This window comes from Vibrio agarilyticus (assembly GCF_012641465.1).
In the GTDB taxonomy this organism is placed as follows: domain Bacteria; phylum Pseudomonadota; class Gammaproteobacteria; order Enterobacterales; family Vibrionaceae; genus Vibrio; species Vibrio agarilyticus.
The window spans coordinates 1-18,807 of sequence record NZ_JABAIK010000012.1 but is presented as its reverse complement, the minus strand read 5'-3'; the positions used below and the strand labels follow the sequence as shown (position 1 = coordinate 18,807).

Below are 18,807 nucleotides of genomic sequence, written 5' to 3'. Positions count from 1 at the left end.
CATGAGCTACCAACCGTTATTACTAAATTTTGACGAAGCGGCCGAACTCAAAACCGCGCTAGGTACCCCTACGCTACTTGGTCGCGCACTGGCGCGTGACATCGACAAAACCGATCGCTACATCGCTGAAATTGGCATCGAAGTACCTGGCCATGGTGAAGCTGGCGGTTACGAGCACAACCGTCACAAACAAAACTATATCCACATGGATATGGCAGGTCGTCTTTTCCTCATCACTGGCGATGTGCGCTACCGCGACTATATTGTGGACATGCTAACGGCGTACGCGACCGTGTACCCGACACTGGAAAGCAATGTGAGCCGTGACACCAACCCTCCAGGTCGTCTGTTCCACCAAACGCTCAATGAAAACATGTGGATGCTCTATGCATCGTGCGCCTACAGCTGCGTTTATCACACTCTGGATGACGCGCAAAAAGCACACATTGAAAATGACCTCTTCAAACAGATGATTGAAATGTTCGTTGTCACTTATGCACACGACTTTGACATCGTCCACAACCATGGTCTTTGGGCCGTGGCTGCAGTGGGGATCTGTGGTTATGCGATCAACGATCAAGCTTCAGTAGACAAAGCGCTTTACGGCTTGAAATTGGATAGCGTGAGTGGCGGCTTCTTAGCTCAGCTCAATCAGCTCTTCTCACCCGATGGTTATTATATGGAAGGGCCTTACTACCACCGTTTCGCACTGCGCCCAATTTATCTGTTTGCAGAAGCCATTGAACGTCGTCAGCCTGACCTTGGTATCTATGAATTTAACGATTCGGTGATCAAAACCACCTCTTATGCGGTATTCAAAACTGCATTCCCTGATGGTACCTTGCCTGCACTGAACGATTCATCGAAAACCATTTCGATCAATGATGAAGGCGTGATCATGGCGACCTCAGTGTGCTATCACCGTTATGAGCAGACTGAAACCTTACTGGGTATGGCAAACCACCAGCAAGACGTTTGGGTTCACAGCTCTGGTAAAACACTTTCAGATGCGGTAGCAAACGCGGAATCTATTGCGCCATTTAACTGGGGCAGCTTGTTTGTCACTGATGGGCCACAAGGCGAAAAAGGCGGCGTGGGTATTTTGCGTCATCGTGACGCGCAAGACGACGATACTATGGCACTGATTTGGTTTGGTCAGCACGGCTCTGATCACCAATATCACTCAGCGCTGGATCACGGCCACTACGATGGCTTGCATCTGAGCGTCTTCAATCGTGGTCAAGAAGTCTTACACGATTATGGTTTCGGCCGCTGGGTTAACGTTGAGCCAAAATTTGGCGGTCGTTATATTCCAGAAAACAAATCGTACTGCAAACAAACCGTTGCCCATAATACTGTGGTGGTTGATCAAAAAACCCAAAATAACTTTAATACCGCTCTGGCGGAAAGTAAGTTTGGTAGCAAGCACTTCTTTAATGCCAAGCGCGCTCAGCTTCAAGGCATGAGTGGCCGCATTCAAGGCTATTATGATGGTGTGGATATGCAGCGTTCGATTCTCATTGCTGAGATTGACGAATGTGAGAAACCGCTGGTTATTGACATTTATAAGATTGAATCTGAGCAGCCGCACCAGTACGACCTACCGGTTCATTACACCGGGCAGATCATTCGTACCGATTTTGACTATCAAACCTCGCCAACACTGAAAGCGTTGGGTTCAGACAATGGTTACCAGCATCTATGGCATCTTGGCGCGGGTAACGTAAGTGACAGTTCACTTGTTAGCTGGCTTCACGGCAACAGCTACTATTCACTGATCACCAGCGCCTCCGAAGATTCACAAGTGATTTTTGCTCGTACTGGGGCCAATGATCCTGACTTCAATTTACGTAGCGAGCCTGCACTGATTTTCCGTCAATCTGGAACAAATCATGTGTTTGCATCTGTATTGGAAACCCACGGCTACTTTAATGAGTCGATTGAAGCCTCTGTTGGCGCGCGTGGCGTGGTGACATCTGTAAAGGTACTTGGTAGTGATACTGTTGCCACTGTGATTGAGATTAACACCACCAGTGGCGCACGTTATCAATTTGCGATTTCCAATCTTGATGAAGCGCACCACGACGAAGAACATACGGTTGAATTTTTCGGCCAACGTTTCCAATGGACCGGCGCATTTGGTCGAGTTGATTAATCCAATTCGTTAAATACTATCGGGAAAATAAGACCAAGCCGCACCACTCAGGTGCGGCTTTTTTGATCTTTAACGCTCACCATGCTTAAAAAGTTTGATACCGTGTTAACACGTTTGATTTCATGACATTGGCTATGGCGCAAGTATACCTGTTTGTTCATTTATTCTTTGGCTTTATTGTGATTTGGCTGAGCTATTATCGCTTCGATCCGCTCGCCAATTTGCCTTTTGAGCTCAGAGTGATGGTCGAAGCGCTCAACCTGATTATTGGGGTGCTGTGGGGCAATTGGGGTTGGGATAATTTTCAAGCGCTCAAACAACAAACACGGCCATTGATTCTAACTTGGGTGTCGATGTTCTTTTGGTTTTGTGTGCTTACCGTGGTCACCACCTTCGGTTACTACGCAGTATCATTCCAATTTCAATTTGCTGACCAAGCGATCATTCTCAACAGCTTTAGTTTTGTTTTTTCTTGCAACGCGATGATCGCCTCGTTTCTTATACGTTATGAACTGCGGCGAAAAGTACCAAATATGCATCGGCAAACATGACGGTTGGATAATCGCACCGCCATAGATTAAAACGCACTATCATTTGTTTAACCGATATACCCAAAGGAGTGAAGATGAGCTACACCGCACTAGTCACTGGCGCGTCCAGCGGAATTGGACTGGAATTGGCTAAAATCCACGCCGAAAAAGGCGGCGATCTTATCTTAGTTGCTCGCAATGAAGCGGCGCTTAACGAGCTCAAACAGCAACTTGAAGAGTCGCACGGCATTAGCGCCACCGTCATCGCACTGGATTTATCTCAGCCTAACGCCGCTCAAAACTTATATCAGCAAACCCAGTCTCTTGGACTCTTGGTCGATATCTTAATCAACAACGCGGGGTTTGGTGGCCATGGGCTGTTTTATCAACGCGATTTAAAAGACGAACAAGCCATGATGCAGGTCAACATGGTTACGCTCACAGAGCTAACCCACCTCTTTTTGCTAGGGATGATTGAACGTCGCCATGGCAAAATATTGAATGTTTCGTCTACAGCCTCCTTCATGCCAGGTCCCCTTCAAGCGGTCTACTACGCCACAAAAGCCTATGTCACCTCTTTTAGCCAAGCCATCGCCGAAGAAGTTCACGATCACAATATCTCGGTGACCGCCCTTTGCCCCGGCACGGTGAATACCAACTTTGTCAAAGCAGGCCATCTTGAAGGGGTGGATGCGTGGAAAAATGCCAAAACGCCCCGCTCGGTCGCGGAATGTGGTTATCGTGCTATGGAACGCGGTGAGCTGGTTGCGTTTAATGAGACCGGGCTGAAGTTTCTCCTCAATTGGATTATTCCATTCCTGCCACGTCAGCAGATACTCAAAATTTCACGAAAATTTATGGAAAAACGCGATTGAACAAGCATTAACTTCAACGCTGCCCAGCCTATTGTCGCCTTGTCATAAAGCGACCTTCAAAAGGCGACTCATCAGCCAATAAAAAAGCGCCATGAGACAAAGTCATGGCGCTTTTAAAATCAATAGTAAAGTGTGACCACGCGAGGCTGCGCTCCAATCTCTTTAATAATCATATCAATTAAGTACATCATCACTTTACCGCACAACCGATAAAGTGGTGTTTGCGCGTGCTGTGAGAGATGGTGATAAAACCTTGGTAACCATGGCAACAAGTGCTGCTCTAACGTAACACGCAATGCTCTTTGATAATACGCAGCATCCCCACCGGTTAACTTAGCTATTTGGTATTTGTGCCACCACTGCGCCAATGCCGATAACATCAACCCAATATGATCATGAGGTTGTTGCTCTGCCGCGTTAAAGCGCAATTTGGCTTGATCTAAATGAGCCATCCAGGCGTAAGTTGACGATTGCATCAACAAATTTTCTTCACTGAGATACACAGATCCCCATGGCGGCGCGAGCGGCATACCAATACCAACAAAAAGCGCCAAATGATCGGCCTGCATTTGTTCCAACGCTCGTTCGTTTTGCAGGTCGGCATCGATGATTGGTTGCCCCTCTTGCACCAATGACTTCCATAATCCCAGCATGCCACTGGCGACAATCCGCTCAATCAGCGCCGTATTAGGCTCTTGGTAAAAGAGATGATAAAGCAGCGAAAGTGACAAGGAGATGTCATTGGTATTTATCCCCTCGTTATCACCCATCGTTTCCACATTTATTTTAAGATTCATACTCTTGCTCGTACTCAACGCAACATCTGGAGATATACCTAGCTGGTAAACATTGATTTCAATTTATATACCCAAATGACTTGGAGATGCAGGTAGGCGGCAAACGAGCAAAGCCTCTGAGCACGTCGCAAACATAAATAAACGATGTGATGAGGTTTGTAAAAGCCAGCCCCCTTTCTTTGTAATGGAAAGCCCTGCACCTTCAAGTAGAACGGGTATAAACCGCAGCGCTGCAATGTCATCAATAGCAGCACTGCCATTTCAGGTCGAATAAATCTAAACGGCTCTCACCTCAACCAAATTTGTGCCTTGCGGGTTGGCTTTTGCCAATGCCGTCGGGCGCAAACGTGTAATGGTGTTAATACAGCCACCGACATCGACGCCTTGTTCATTGGGTTGATACCAAGCGCCTTCGGCAAGTGCAACAACACCGGGCATAATACGAGGTGTGATGCGAACTGGAACTTGAATCGTTCCCCTATCGTTATAAATGTGAACGATTTGCCCTTGCGCCAATTGCCGTTTTTGCGCATCGACTGGATTCATCATCAAAGCGTCTTCAATCACTTCTTTCAGCCATGGGACATTGGCAAACGTTGAGTGAGGACGCCCTTTTGATTTAAAACCAATCAATTGCAACGGGTAAACCGCGCGAGTTTGCGTATCGGCGTAGCTCTCCCACGTTGGGGTATACTGAGGTAATGCCGAGATAACATCCCCTTCTGGTAACGTCCACGTTTGCGCAAACTTCGCTAATTTATGGCTGTAGATCTGAATCTTGCCAGATTCTGTCGCCAATGGGTGTGTTTCTGGATCTTGACGAAACTGCTTAAACACATAACGTTCTGCGTTAGGGTCAAAAGGCAAACGTACCGTTCCTTTCTCACTCAGCTCAGCAAATGTTGGAAACTCTGGGTGTTTTTTACGGCTTAACTCATACAAATGCGCTTGCCAATCATCCCAGCTTCGCCCTTCCGTAAAGGCTGCTTTCACGCCAAATCGCTCTGCCAAATCGGCAAATACATCGTAGGGGTGTCGGCACTCATACATAGGATCAATCACGTGTTCCGTTTTCGTCACATGCGTTGAGAACGCGACAACACGGGAGTTTTCAAGCCAAGTGATATCGGGCAAGAGTATGTCTGCAAATTTTGCGCTCGCCGTCATGTGATTATCCATGACAAAGATAAACTCAAGCAGCGATTCATCTTTGAGCATTTTTGCCGTTGCGTTGCAATCAGAATGTTGATTTAACAGCCAGTTGCCTTGGTACATAAAGACACATTTTACGTCGGTTGTTAGGCGTGGTGCGCCCACAATGCCGTCGGTTAATGCAGTCATTTCTTTACCACGCGTGACCGCTTCAGACCATTTAAAACACGGCACTTTCGCTTTTACGGGGTTAGTGCCCTCAGGCATTTTAGCAATATCGGTTTTATGGAATAAAAAGTCCGAACCACCGTTATTGGTCCCTGGCAATCCAAGTTGGCCGAGCAAAATAGGCAGCATGAAAATAGCGCGCGCCGTTTGCTCACCCGCCGCGTGACGTTGAGGCCCCCAACCTTGTGCAATATAGGGTGCTTTAGCCTGTCCTAACGCTCTTGCTAGTTGATAAATCTGCTCAGTTGGAATGCCACAGATTGGTGCGGCATATTGTGGTGTTTTGGCGATACCATCCGCACCATGTCCAAGAATATACGCTTTGTAACCTAACGACGCGTCCAGCGCTTGCAAGCCCTTTTCTGGCATTGCAGGCTCGGCATCATAACCGTAGCAATGGCGTTTTAAGAACGCTTCGTCGACAAAGTTTTCGGTGATTAATACCCACGCAAGCGCTTCAACTAATAACGCATCCGTTCCCGGACGAATTGCTAACCACTCATCTTCACGGCCACACGCAGTATCTGTGTATTGTGGGTCAATAATGATGGTGCGCGCGCTACTTTTGGCTTTGCTGACTTGATAATGATAAGTATCACTGCCACCACTCATTCGCGTGTTTGCCGGGTTATTACCAAAATAAACAATCAAATCCGAATGCGCCATTTCGGTCGGAGCACTCCCCATGGTGTACCCTTTATCGCCATAGGTGTAGGTAGAGGCAGTATCAATCTGATGACTGCTGTAGTTTCCGGCAGCCGGCAAGTAGCCACCAATCAAATTCAAAAAGCGGGAGACATAGTGATAAGGCCCATTGGGTTTGCCGTAACCCACTCGACTGAATATTGCGTCATTACCATAACGCTCAATAATCCGGCTCATCTGGGTATGAACTTCGTTTAACGCTTCATCCCAGCTAATGCGTTTAAATTTCCCTTCGCCGCGAGGCCCAACCCGCTTCATTGGATATTTGAGGCGATCGGGTGAAAACGTTCGCTTATGCAATGAACGCCCGCGTAAACAGGCTCGCACCTGATGCTGGCCAAACTCATCATTACCTTGGTCGTCAGTTTCAATCCGTTTGATCTGACCATTTTCGGTCACAATCTTAAGCAAACAACTGGAGTGGCAATGCGCCCAACAGTTATGCCACTTTGTTATTTCACCAACGTGGGTTTCGACAACGGCTGCAGCAATTGCGTTAAGCGGCTGAGTGGCGATAAACGCCCCAGCGCCCAAATACGCGCTGAGTTTTAAGAAACTGCGTCGCGATAACCCGTTATCACTTAATGATTCCGGTGTTGGGTTAATTTGATTTTTAGACATAATCAATTCTCTTTTGTCAGCAGTTATAGATGACCAATCAGCATCAATTCGTAAAAGAAAACGCGCCCAATCAATTCTGCAACTATTAGGATTAAGGTGAGGCTTAAAACACGCAACGTCGAAATGTGAGGAGATGTTGTGAACATTCTCGATGGCAGGCAACAAAGAACTAGCGCCACAACCAGCAGCGTAAAACGCAAACCTAATGCATTTTGTAAAAACGAATCAAGATGGGTATGAAGCGCAACAAGTTCAAGATTGAGCGCAAACAGATAATGCACCGATACAACAAGCGCCACGCCAATGACAAAGGGCAAAAAGACGCGTGCGATTAAACGGCTCTCAACCTGGGTGAAATGCAGTAAAGCCAATAGCAGCGCAGCGCCTGCTACACTCGCGGTAAGCGCAAAATTACCCCATGTCCACATCGATGACCAAAGAGGGACTGTCGGTAAATGGTACACGCGAGTGATTGCCACTAACGCGAGTATTGCACTGGCGGCACAAAGCCCACGCACCAGCCACAGTATCTTGCCGTTTGCATCACGCCACGCGAGAAATAACACACCACTTAACAGAGCGCCAAATAGAGACACAGCGACGATTTCCAACGACATGGCAGAGCCGTGGAACACCCCATAAACCACATTCATGGCCCGCAAAGGCATGCCGAGATGGGTCAATGCCGCCATACCTGATAATGCTAATACGGCCAATTGCATCAGCGTAATTTCTGTCAATGCCGCAGTGCTAAATGAGTTTCGATAGCAAGGCAAGGCACTAAATAAAGTCAGTAAAATCACACTGCCGGCAACAGCTTGAGCCAAAACGGTAAAGAAGACTAAAGGAAGTTCATGCATGATCACCACTCCGCCTTGTTAACCACTTTGCCCGCACCCGAGCCTGTCGGTTTTGCGTGACGATTGTGACGTACAATCAAAGATGGCCGCGTCAAATTTGAATTGGGCAGAGGCGCAATATCGGCCGTCTCACCATACTTTTCGCGCAATGTTGCGATAGGCCCAAAATCCAATGCGCGCAGCGGACACGACGCAACGCAAATCGGCGCTTTATTTTGTGCGACCAGCTCAAAGCAGCCATCACACTTCGTCATATGGCCTTTTTCGGGATTAAACTGTGGCGCGCCGTAAGGACAGGCCATTTCACAATAACGGCAGCCAACGCAAACACTTTCATCGACAACCACTAAACCGTCGCTCGCGCGTTTTTGCATCGCGCCTGTTGGACACGCTTTGGTGCAAGCAGGTTGCGCGCAATGGTTACAACTGATTGACACATAATAAGCAAAAACGTTTTGCTGCCAGGTGTCGTTCTTCTGTTTGGTCCACTCGCCTCCGGTGTATTCGTACACGCGGCGAAAATTAACCCCTACGGGTAAGTTGTTTTTGTCTTTACATGAAACTTGGCACGTCTTACAGCCAGTGCATTTACTTGTATCAACAAAAAAACCGTATTGCTGGTTCATTTGATAACCTCAGGTCAAAAATTCTGAGGTTATGGTGATAAAAACGATACGGGGTTTCTATAAGGGAAACCCACATCAAAAGAAAGGATATGACCTAGCGCAATGTTTCGTATTCAGTTTGATTTGTTACGTTTGATTCGACTTGGCGGTGGCGGAATGTGTTTTAGCTCAGGCTCAACCATGGTATAGAGCCGCACCATATCAGCCAATGAGTCTACGCCCAAATGCTGCAACAAGCGCGACTTATGCACTTCGACTGTCCGCACCGAGATATGCAATTGATCAGCAATCTGATTGTTGCCCAAACCTTGTGCATATAACTGCAACAAATCGCGCTCACGTGCGGTTAAATTTTGGTATTGCACGACACTGCGACGTTTTTCGGCCAAAGTGACGCTGCGTTCAAGTGCGTTCTCAACGGCGGCCAAAAGCGTATCTCGCTCAACAGGTTTTTGCAAAAAGTCACTAGCCCCCAGTTTCAACGCATCAACCGCCATCGGAACATCACCGTGACCAGTTAAAAACACAATACTAAGCGCATGCACTGTGGAGCACAGCTGGCGTTGTAATTCTTGTCCACTCATACCCGGCATTCGACTGTCTAAAATCAACGCGCCTTGCAGTGGGTGAGTTTGCTGATTTTGATAAGCCCAAAACGCATCCGCTGAGCTAAAGCTGTGAGGCTGATACCCTTCCCCCTCAAGCACAAAGCTTAATGCATCCAACACGGCTTCATCATCGTCGACAAGAAACAGCGACCATTGTGAGTTCATTTTTTTCACTTTAATACCTAGGTTCTACCGACCTTCTCGGTTACATTTCATGCCAAATTACCCCAAGGAACATTGAAACATACGCTCAACTTGAGGGTTCACTTAAGACTTAATTCGCGGAAAGCATACACTGGCACGACAGCCAACAGCGCCGTTTTCACTTGATGGTCGATTGCACAAACTGAAACTGGCCGAGTGCGATTCGGCAACGTCTTTGCAAATTGCCAAACCCAACCCTACACCTTGTGCTTTGGTGGTCACGAACGGCGTCAGTAAGGTATCAAATGGCTGAGCTAGCCCGCTACCATTATCATCCACAATCAGATCTATCGATGTGGGCCTCGCGAGCAACTCAATCGTCACTTGCCCTTCTTTCATACCTTTAGAATCAGAAGGCGCGCTTGCATCAATCGCGTTGGTCAATAAGTTTACCACCAACTGCTCGATGGCTATTTTATCCGCCACTATGATTTGCTGCGAAGCCCAACGTCCAATTTGCAGTGTCACCTTGTGCTGGCGCGCATACACTTCGACTAATCGAATGCTGTCTTTCACCACATCATCCAGCGCTGTAAGTTGTTTGTGAGTAATGCGTCGCTGCAGCAATGAACGAAAACGACTGACCACACCATCAATCCGATCCGTTTGGCGTTGAATTTTTTCAAATAATGCCACAATGTCGGTGTCCGTGCGTCCTTGTCGCCGTCGCGACAGCTCACCTTCTGCGTAGAGTCGAATCGCCGCCAGTGGCTGATTTAATTCATGCGCCAAACTCGAACCCAACTTTTCAACTAAAGCTCGGCGCTGCGCTAATTGCAAATTCTGTTGTACGCGCTGCAAGGTTTGTGTGTTGCGATGATGACGACGACGTAACAGCAGATACTGAATGGGTAAAATTGCCAGCACCACGAATGCAAGCAACGTGATCTCATAATTCACCATCAACCAATTCCGTAACTCGGCCCACCAGCTATTTTGAAGCGGATGAACGCCTAGCTGGCTGAACAGGTTATCTAATCCAACTTGAGGCTCTGCAACTGACCAGCCCAATGATTGCGCCGCTTTGGCTACATTTGAAGTTGGTGGAATTGCAAGCAGTGACAACACAATTTGCTTAGCCAATTTCCGATCTGCTTTATTGGTCATGGCAAACCCCCAGTTGGGGTATAGAACAGTACTTGATTGGCATATCGCATCGCGAGGCGTTTTGGGGTTCAACACGCGAAGCGCTTCGGCACTGATTTCGCCTTTTGCCACCATAGATTCCACCAAACAGATAGGTAAAATCGCAGCCTCAACTTGGCCGCTTAGCAAACTCGCCACCACTGACTCATGAGGAAAACCCAGCTCATTGAGACCAGAAAAGTAGTGGTTTAAATCATACTGCTCCACCACATCTCGAGCGAATGCCATAAAGCCACCAAACGCACGCTGATCCACCGTACCAATCGGGCGACCGGATAACTGATGCCAATCGGTCACATTGCTCGTATTTACCACCCACACGGCGGAGCCCGTTGAGAGTGTCGTACCTCCCGCCATAGGGCTGATTAACGTGGTAAGCCAAGATAGCGGATATTGACGCCCGGTCCGTATGCTCGCTGAAGGATTGACAATTAAAAATGACAAACTTTGCGATGTAATTTCCGCCTGTAGCGCATCCAAATTTAATGGTTCAAGTGAAAACTGATAATCAGGAAGGGTCTGGTTGAGCCAGGTTATCGTCGGTTGCCATCGCGCTCGAGCTTCCGTCAAGCCGCGGTCCGCAAACACACCAATCACCACTTGCGTTTTTTCAGCCCAAACGGGCGCGCTAACCAGCAGAGCCAAGAGGCAGATAATGCACAAGCGTATCGACACAAACCAGCGCATAACACTTGCCAAAAAAGGATTAACCAAAATGACCACTGGATTGGCCTTTACTGCGTATTTTCAATAGCGCCGAGTGTATACCATTGCGGTCAAAAAAAACCACCAACAAGAATCATCTTATTGGTGGTGATTAATATAAAACGACTATGTTACTTATTTCTGGTTTAGAGCCAACTTGCTAAAGGTAACGCTGTTGTAATCACCATTTTTCTTATCAACGGTGAAGTCGCCAGTACCTGCACAACCGGGGCCCCAAACTGGGTGTTTTTCAGAGACACTGCACTGACCATAAGCACCCGCTTTAAAGTAAAATCCATCTTTGGCATAACCGGTCGCGTGATCTTTTTCATCGACGGCCTTACTTAGGTCAATTTCATAAGTGACTGGCTTATGACGTGCGGTTTCAAACGTCAGCAACATCATTGTGTCTTTCACTTCAATGCGATAGCTGAACTCTTCGCCCAGTGCGATACCTGCATCACCCGGCTCGGCCGGGTTTTCCCAAGTATTGCCCCAAACTGGGTAGGAAATATCGGCACGGTTTGGGTCATTTTTCTCTAGGTTACGTTCGTAATTCCAAAATACGGAGCCCATTTTATGGCCAGGGAATTTTTTATAGAAAATTTTGATCGGCTCATTACCGTGGCCATAACCAGTTTTTGCCTTGATCTGTGCTTTATCTTTTTCGGCGTGGATTTGCCCAACAACCACAGAGTGCGCTGGGAATTTTTCTGGGTACTTCGCATTTTTTGAAACGTGATTCACTTTGAGTGTCGCTTCTAAAATGCCGCCAATCGCACTATATGAACTGGCTTGAGGGTGGCTAGATAGCGCCCAGTTATTGAGATTGTCATGAGTATCAATCGAGAAGTTAGCACCACGAGCCATCTGACGTAACTCGGAACGTGCATTTTTCGAGTTCTTGGTCGTCACCGCTTGGTTATGAACTTCAAATACCAGGTTCCCTGCCTCATCGATATGGAAATAATCACTGTGTGAATAACTCATCATCCCCACCCCTTCAATTTCATCAACGCGTCCATCACGGTTAATGTCTGAAGGGACGGTAATTTTCCAATTACGCATATCGAATTTATCCGCAGGCACAACGTAATCAACACCGTTGTCGGCCACTTCAGCAGTAGCTGCGAAAGGAAGAGAAAGTAGGAGCAGCGAGGTCAGTTTGTTTATCTTTATCATTGTAGTTTCCCTATTGTGTTATTGTCATACATAATAGGGAAACTATGATTGAATGGTAGTGGTTAACGTCGGGACTAAAAAGACGATCACACTTTTAGCTGTACATCAGCTTCTCAGCCTGAGTTTGATCAAATTCTTGCAAAGATTTACGCGCTAGATGACGAAACGGAAGCGCTTTGATCACCTCTTCAAACGGTTGTATCGCAAAAGCCCAAAAAATCGAACCATCCAAACCGAGAATAATCACGGCGCACAAAGGGATAGAGACAACCCATTGCCCGATAAAGTTAATTTTAAACACCGCCGTGGTTTTACCCAGCGCGCGCAGTACATGACCGTGAACCGTATTGTAGCCACGTAATAACGGCAAAAAGATATAGAGCGGCGCAATCAAGGTTAATGCCTCATAGGTCGCCACATCCAAATCGGGATAAAAACGGTCAATCACCAGACTCAGTAAATAAAAGCAGCCCGCGGTTATGATTGAAATCGCAACCGCTATATCAATGCTGCTATCGATATTACGCCGCAGATCATGAAACTGGTTCGAGCCGATTTGCTGGCTAACAATAATCGCCGAAGAGTGAGCCCAGGCCGTAATAAATTGCGTACCAGAGCGCAGCCAAGGCATGATGAGTGTGATTGCAACGTAGTCATACAAATTTAGCTGAGCATAAAGCAATTGATAAATTGAAACGCCAATTTGCAGCATGGTGACATTCGCAGCAATTGGGGTAATTTCTTTAAAATGCAGTACGATATTGCGGCGAAACGCGGCATTCAGTGGCTCTTCAGTCAGTGAAATGGCAAACACTTTACGCAAACACCAGTTTAAATAAACAAAGCGTACTGCAATGGCCAGCAACGACCCTAACGCGGCGCCTTCAACACCCAGCCCTGCTTCGCCATTAATGCCATAGATTAAACAATACGAAAACAGCGCATTCAGTGGCATTTCAATCAGATAGCCTTTAAAAGGTACTTTGCTGCGGCCTGATCCGTTAAACAGCGCTATCATCACTTGAGTGCACGCATTGAACAAAATCAAATGTTGCGAGAAAGCGAGATAATTAAGCGTTTCGATTTGCGTTGCAACATCACTGGTGATCGCCTCAATTAACGGCTGCTTAAACAGGATTAATGCACACCAAAAAATACCCGCTGCAATCCCGTTGATGACTAAGCCTGCGCGGTAGCCTCGGCTCAGCCCAAGCGCATTATTCGCGCCAATGGCTCGGCTTAATACCAATTGAGTCCCATTGGCGAGCGCCATCTGCACCCCCATCACAAAGGCAACTATCGCTCCCGCAATGCCCATTGCGGCGAGAGGAACCTCCCCTAATGGCGAGACCAAAAAAGTATCAATCATTAACATGGATTGCATAAGCAAAGCATTAAGCGCTAAAGGCCAAGCCAGTGCAATTTTACCTTTTAGGCTATACCCAGGCGTTGCTGAGGATGCGTCATTCATACTGCTAATTTCTCTTTAGTGTCGCTACACAGATATGCCCAAGTAACGTCAAGTGGAAAGGGGTATATCGTTACGCGGATAATCTTTGATTACCATCATCCAGTAACTCGATGGAGGCGCGGCGCGCAGCGTCTGCATTACCCGCCATTATTGCATCGTAAATGGCGCGGTGCTCTTCTAAGCAAAAACGTCCTCCTTGGGCGGATTCAGCCAAAAACTGGTGCGAAAGGGTTGATAGAATGTTGCCCAGCGGAATGTAAAATTGGTTTGCAGTCGAAACAAAAATGGTTTGATGAAATTCGTGATCATTGAGCGTCCAAGCATCCATATCGTGCTTCTCAGCGGCAATCGACATATTCTGGATTAAAACCGACAATTGTTTGCGCTGTTCTACGGTCGCATTTTGCGCCGCCAAGGCACACGCTTCAGGTTCAATCGCTTTGCGTAGCCCTAAAAATTGGCTTAAAAATGGGTGCACATTCTCCAGCTCCTGGATCCACTCTATGAGCTGAGAATCAAGAAAATGCCAATGAGTTCGTTGACGCACTAACGTGCCCACTTTCGGCTTTGACTCAATAAGCCCCTTAGCCGAAAGCAATTTCATCGACTCTCGTAATGCGGTTCGACTAATACCAAACATTTGGCACAGCGATAACTCGCTTGGAATTTTTTCCAAAGGCCGAATTTCACCGGTTAAAATTTTACACGCAATATCGCGTGCCACCTGCACATACACCTTGCGGCTTTTTAGCTCCAGTTGTTCAAAATGCACCCTGCGCTATCCTCAGTCCTTTCACATGCTCGCCATGTGATTCTTTGATAATTTAATAATACAATACATCAAAAAGAGTCAAATTGCTCGCGCATATACCCATATTAACTACGTGGTTAATCAGAGATGGGTCACAGATATTCAGGATGAAAAACCAAGTTCATCACCACACATTCACCAAATCACCGCAAGAGAAGCGTAAATTGGTAACAAGCGGTATCAAGACGACTGCTTATCGCCTCATTTCACCTTTAAACAAAATTCATTCCATCGCTAATAAAAAACACAATGGCATGTTATTTATCAATACGTTAAATTGAGCAATGTGACGATTGGACGAGAACACCAATGCACGCTGCTACTCGTTAACTAATAACTTGATATTGTACGAATTTACTGATGAAACCTAAGATTGATGGGGAGTTTAGGGTAGCGTTAATTTTCAACAATGGTATATTCAACCTTAAATAATATTTTACACTGAGCACCCTATGTCCCAAGCCTTTGACTCGATTACAGGTTCAAAACGAAGCCTACACACACAAGTCGCTCGCGAGATCGCCCGTGGCATCCTTTCTGGCAAAATTCCACAAGGTTCGATTCTGCCGGGTGAAATTGTGCTCTGTGAACAATTTGGGGTGAGTCGCACAGCGCTTCGTGAAGCGGTCAAATTGCTTACATCTAAAGGGCTACTCGAGTCAAAACCAAAAGTTGGAACAAAGGTGATTACTCGCGCCTATTGGAACTTTCTTGACCCTCAATTGATTGAGTGGATGGATGGTCTTGCCGATACCGACCAATTCTGCCAACAATTTTTAGGCTTGCGCCGCGCCATCGAACCTGAAGCGTGTGCGCTTGCAGCCATTCATGCCACCGCAGAACAACGCATTCAACTGTCAGAAACCTTTCAAGAGATGGTGGCTGTTTCGCAGCTCGAACCTTTTGACCAAAATCGCTGGCTTGACGTCGATACTCGCTTCCATAGTTTGATTTTTAATGCGACGGGCAATGATTTTTATCTGCCATTTGGTAACATCTTAACCACCATGTTCATCAATTTTATCGCGCACTCTTCTGAAGAAGGCAGCACCTGTATTAATGAACACCGTGAAATTTACGATGCAATTATGGCAGGAAATGCTGACAAAGCGCGCATTGCCTCGGCGAACCATCTAATTGAATCAAAACACCGCCTTGATTAGCACTTTTTCACCAAGTGACTTCTGTTTAAAAAGCGCAAGAGCTGGATCACAAAGCACACCTTTTGAGTGTGCTTTTTTATATTCGCAAGTAATAATGAGTTATTGTAATACAAATATAGCAACCCATTATGAGCTCTGCATTACTGCCCAATATTCTTCAGTTTATCGAATGCATTGATCCGTTTGACAAACTTCCACCAGACGCACTGCGCGATTTGGCTGGCCAAGTGCAAATTACCTACGTTGGAAAAGGCGAGCGACTTGACCCATGTGGTGAAGGTCAAAAACGCAATTTGTATATCATACGCACGGGCTCGTTAGAACAACGCAAAGCCAATGGTGTGCTCCGCGCCAAGCTGGGCCCCGAAGATCTGTTCGGTTTTACATTTTTGGGTGACGAGCACAAAGATTCTGAAACGTATACTGCGATTGCGCTTGAAGACTCCCTTATCTACCTCGTACCTCGCACCGCTCTTCAAGCTGTCTTTGCCCTGCATCCTGAGTGCGCTGAGCATTTTGCCTCACAAGCGCAAGTGCGTTTGAAATCAGCCTTAGATGTCGTTTGGTCAGCCAAAGACAAAGGGCTGTTTATTCGCCGAGTCGATGAGGTGGCCAGTGGCCGTATTGCCATAGTGACTGCGCAATCTGCTATTCGTGATGTTGCCGAAGAGATGTTACTGCAACGTTCGCCTTGTGCGGTCATTTATGAAGGTGATGCGCTGGTGGGGATTATTACCGACCGTGACATGACCAAGCGCGTGATCGCTAAAGGCCTTTCAACAGAGCGTCCGATTCGGGACATTATGACATGTCACCCACATACCATTGCGCCCAGCGATTTGGTGCTTCAAGCGGCATCGCTAATGATGCAGTTCAATATTCGAAATCTGCCTGTAGTGCAAAATAACAAAGCGGTGGGCTTGCTGACAACGTCACACCTAGTGCAAAACCATCGCATGCAAGCCATCTTTCTGATTGAAAAAATCAAATACGCGGAATGCGTCAGCGCACTGGCCACATTTACCTCGGAGCGCCAAGCTATTTTTGAGGCGCTGGTTGAAGGCAAGGTCAGTCCTGAGGTGGTTGGCCGAGTCATGACCATGATCATGGATGCGTATACTAAACGCTTGATTGAAATCGCATTAGATAAACTCGGCCCCGCGCCGTGTGATTTTGCTTGGATTGTGGCAGGCTCACACGCGCGTAATGAAGTCCACATGTTGTCTGACCAAGACAGCGCGATTGTGCTTGATAATGCAGCAACCGAAAATGACCGAATTTATTTCAAACATCTCGCGATGATGGTGTGCGCCGGTTTAGCACGCTGCGACTACCCGTTGTGCCCTGGCAAATTTATGGCGGCGACACCTAAATGGTGTCAGCCGCTCAATATATGGCAACAGTATTATCAAAAATGGGTGGCTAATCCGGAATACGATTGCTTATTAAACATCAGCGTCTTTCTTGAAGTGCGCGCCGTTTATGGCAACCATCAATTTGAAACCGATTTACGCCAGTCCATGCATCAAGCAATCAGTCGCAATGGCAGTTTTCTCGTCAAACTGATCCAAGATGCCACCAATACCACACCGCCATTGGGGATTTTTAACAGCTTAGTCCTAGAAAAAAGCGGCGAAAACAAAAAGACCCTTAACATCAAAAAATACGCGATTAATTTAATCATCGATTTAGCGCGCATCTATGGCCTTGCCGTAGAGAGCGATCGCACGGCAACCCACGAAAGGTTTGAAGCGGCGTATCGCCAAGGGGCACTAAGCGAAGACTCTTATAAAAACATTCTCAACGCCTATCGCTTTATTTTGTCATTCCGCTTTAGCCACCAACTCGAAGCGCTAAAAGCCGGGAATGAACCAAACAATCACATCAATCCTAATCGATTCGGCAGTTTTGAACGCAAACACCTTAAAGATGCGTTTCGAATCATTGCCGATCTTCAGGAAGCGGCAAAGGTAAAATTCGGTGCTTAATATTATTGCAGATTATTTTCACCCATTAACTCGGTTGCAACGTCGCCGTCAGAACTATGTGACGTCAGTTTCTATGCCCGAATCCATTCAGATGTTAGTCAACACGCCGCAATTCCAGTTACACGATGCGGCCAATGTGCATCCGTTTTTGGTACTGGATTTTGAGACAACTGGGCTCTCACCAGAAGACGATGAGATTTTATCGATAGGTTGGGTGCCACTGCATCAAAATAAAATAGATCTTAGCCAAGCACAGCATTTTCTCATTAATGATGCCACGGGCGTGCGGCCGGAAACGGCGGTGATTAACCATATTACGCCCCAAATGCTGGCCTCCGGCGTGCCTCTCATTCAAGCTATGACATCGCTATTTGCCGCTGGGAAGGACAAAATTTGGATTGCTCACGCCTGTTCGGTCGAAAAAGCCTTTCTCGATCATTTTATTGCTCGTCACTTCGATATCACAGATGTGCCTATTATCTGGCTCGACACGCTGATGATTGAAAAAAATATGGCGCACCTGCGCCAAGAGCACGATTGCGATGTGTCACTCGCCGCCTCTCGTGAGCGTTACCATTTACCACCATACCACAGCCACGGCGCGCTCATCGATGCGGTTGCAACAGCCGAACTCTTTTTAGCTCAATGTCATCGTATTGAACCTGCACGCCCGATTAGTTTGGCGAAAGCCTTTCGCATGAGCCACTAACGAAGTTTCCTTTTAAGCATCTGCTCAGCGTGAGCAGATGCGTTTAGTGATTCTATATACCCAAGTGACCTCAAGATGCTGGATTCAGAGCCGGCTCACTGAGCTGAGAGCAAGGCAAACAACGCAGCGAAATAGCGAGTCTATTTTCAAGTTGTTTAACACCGCTATCGGTTCAGTGATTGGCTCCCAAGGGGCGAGTTGTCTTGGCTCATCAGCTTTGTTGACGATTTTCGATTGAGAACCACTCAATCTTCAAATCCTCGCCTCACTG

Annotated in this window: 15 protein-coding genes; 6 read left to right on the top strand and 9 right to left on the bottom strand. The window is 46.9% G+C overall.

Annotated features, from left to right (window positions below; genetic code table 11):
- Position 1 precedes the first annotated feature (1 nt).
- From HGP28_RS12740 to HGP28_RS12730, 3 genes are all read left to right on the top strand, one after another.
- Positions 2-2,155, top strand: a complete 2,154-nt coding sequence (locus HGP28_RS12740; protein WP_168836858.1) for a heparinase II/III domain-containing protein — start codon at positions 2-4, stop codon at positions 2,153-2,155.
- Positions 2,156-2,289: 134 nt separating this feature from the next.
- Positions 2,290-2,706 carry a hypothetical protein gene (locus tag HGP28_RS12735; RefSeq protein WP_168836857.1) on the top strand — a complete coding sequence of 139 codons (417 nt, stop codon included), beginning with the start codon at positions 2,290-2,292 and terminating at the stop codon, positions 2,704-2,706.
- Between the two features lie 74 nt (positions 2,707-2,780).
- Positions 2,781-3,560: an SDR family NAD(P)-dependent oxidoreductase gene (locus HGP28_RS12730; protein WP_168836856.1), complete on the top strand. Its 780-nt coding sequence runs from the start codon at positions 2,781-2,783 to the stop codon at positions 3,558-3,560.
- A 119-nt stretch (positions 3,561-3,679) separates the two neighbouring features.
- Here HGP28_RS12730 and HGP28_RS12725 read toward each other — a convergent pair whose 3' ends face one another.
- The 9 genes from HGP28_RS12725 to HGP28_RS12685 form a co-directional block, all read right to left on the bottom strand.
- Positions 3,680-4,357, bottom strand: coding sequence for a TorD/DmsD family molecular chaperone (locus HGP28_RS12725; RefSeq protein ID WP_168836855.1), 678 nt, complete (start codon positions 4,355-4,357; stop codon positions 3,680-3,682).
- Positions 4,358-4,633: 276 nt separating this feature from the next.
- A complete protein-coding gene (locus tag HGP28_RS12720) occupies positions 4,634-7,063 on the bottom strand; it encodes a DMSO/selenate family reductase complex A subunit (RefSeq protein ID WP_168836854.1) in 2,430 nt (809 codons plus the stop codon).
- Positions 7,064-7,086: 23 nt separating this feature from the next.
- On the bottom strand, positions 7,087-7,923 hold the full coding sequence (locus HGP28_RS12715; RefSeq protein WP_168836853.1) for a dimethyl sulfoxide reductase anchor subunit family protein: 837 nt from the start codon (positions 7,921-7,923) through the stop codon (positions 7,087-7,089).
- A 2-nt stretch (positions 7,924-7,925) separates the two neighbouring features.
- Entirely contained in the window at positions 7,926-8,549 is a 624-nt protein-coding gene (locus HGP28_RS12710; RefSeq protein WP_168836852.1) for a DMSO/selenate family reductase complex B subunit, read from the bottom strand.
- A 113-nt stretch (positions 8,550-8,662) separates the two neighbouring features.
- Positions 8,663-9,322: a response regulator transcription factor gene (locus HGP28_RS12705; protein WP_168836851.1), complete on the bottom strand. Its 660-nt coding sequence runs from the start codon at positions 9,320-9,322 to the stop codon at positions 8,663-8,665.
- 102 nt (positions 9,323-9,424) lie between these two features.
- On the bottom strand, positions 9,425-11,194 hold the full coding sequence (locus tag HGP28_RS12700) for a sensor histidine kinase (RefSeq protein WP_168836850.1): 1,770 nt from the start codon (positions 11,192-11,194) through the stop codon (positions 9,425-9,427).
- Positions 11,195-11,347: 153 nt separating this feature from the next.
- Positions 11,348-12,394, bottom strand: a complete 1,047-nt coding sequence (locus HGP28_RS12695) for a polysaccharide lyase family 7 protein (RefSeq protein WP_168836849.1) — start codon at positions 12,392-12,394, stop codon at positions 11,348-11,350.
- 94 nt (positions 12,395-12,488) lie between these two features.
- Positions 12,489-13,865 (bottom strand): MATE family efflux transporter, encoded by a 1,377-nt coding sequence (locus tag HGP28_RS12690; RefSeq protein ID WP_168836848.1) that lies wholly within the window; start codon positions 13,863-13,865, stop codon positions 12,489-12,491.
- A gap of 70 nt (positions 13,866-13,935) precedes the next feature.
- Positions 13,936-14,637, bottom strand: coding sequence for an FCD domain-containing protein (locus HGP28_RS12685; RefSeq protein WP_168836847.1), 702 nt, complete (start codon positions 14,635-14,637; stop codon positions 13,936-13,938).
- A 491-nt stretch (positions 14,638-15,128) separates the two neighbouring features.
- Between HGP28_RS12685 and HGP28_RS12680 the strand changes: the two genes are divergently transcribed.
- From HGP28_RS12680 to HGP28_RS12670, 3 genes are all read left to right on the top strand, one after another.
- Positions 15,129-15,839, top strand: a complete 711-nt coding sequence (locus tag HGP28_RS12680) for a FadR/GntR family transcriptional regulator (protein ID WP_168836846.1) — start codon at positions 15,129-15,131, stop codon at positions 15,837-15,839.
- A gap of 128 nt (positions 15,840-15,967) precedes the next feature.
- Positions 15,968-17,827, top strand: coding sequence for a putative nucleotidyltransferase substrate binding domain-containing protein (locus HGP28_RS12675; protein WP_168836845.1), 1,860 nt, complete (start codon positions 15,968-15,970; stop codon positions 17,825-17,827).
- Positions 17,820-18,536: an exonuclease domain-containing protein gene (locus HGP28_RS12670; protein ID WP_168836844.1), complete on the top strand. Its 717-nt coding sequence runs from the start codon at positions 17,820-17,822 to the stop codon at positions 18,534-18,536. Before HGP28_RS12675 ends, HGP28_RS12670 begins: the two co-directional genes overlap by 8 nt.
- The last annotated feature ends 271 nt before the right edge of the window (positions 18,537-18,807 follow it).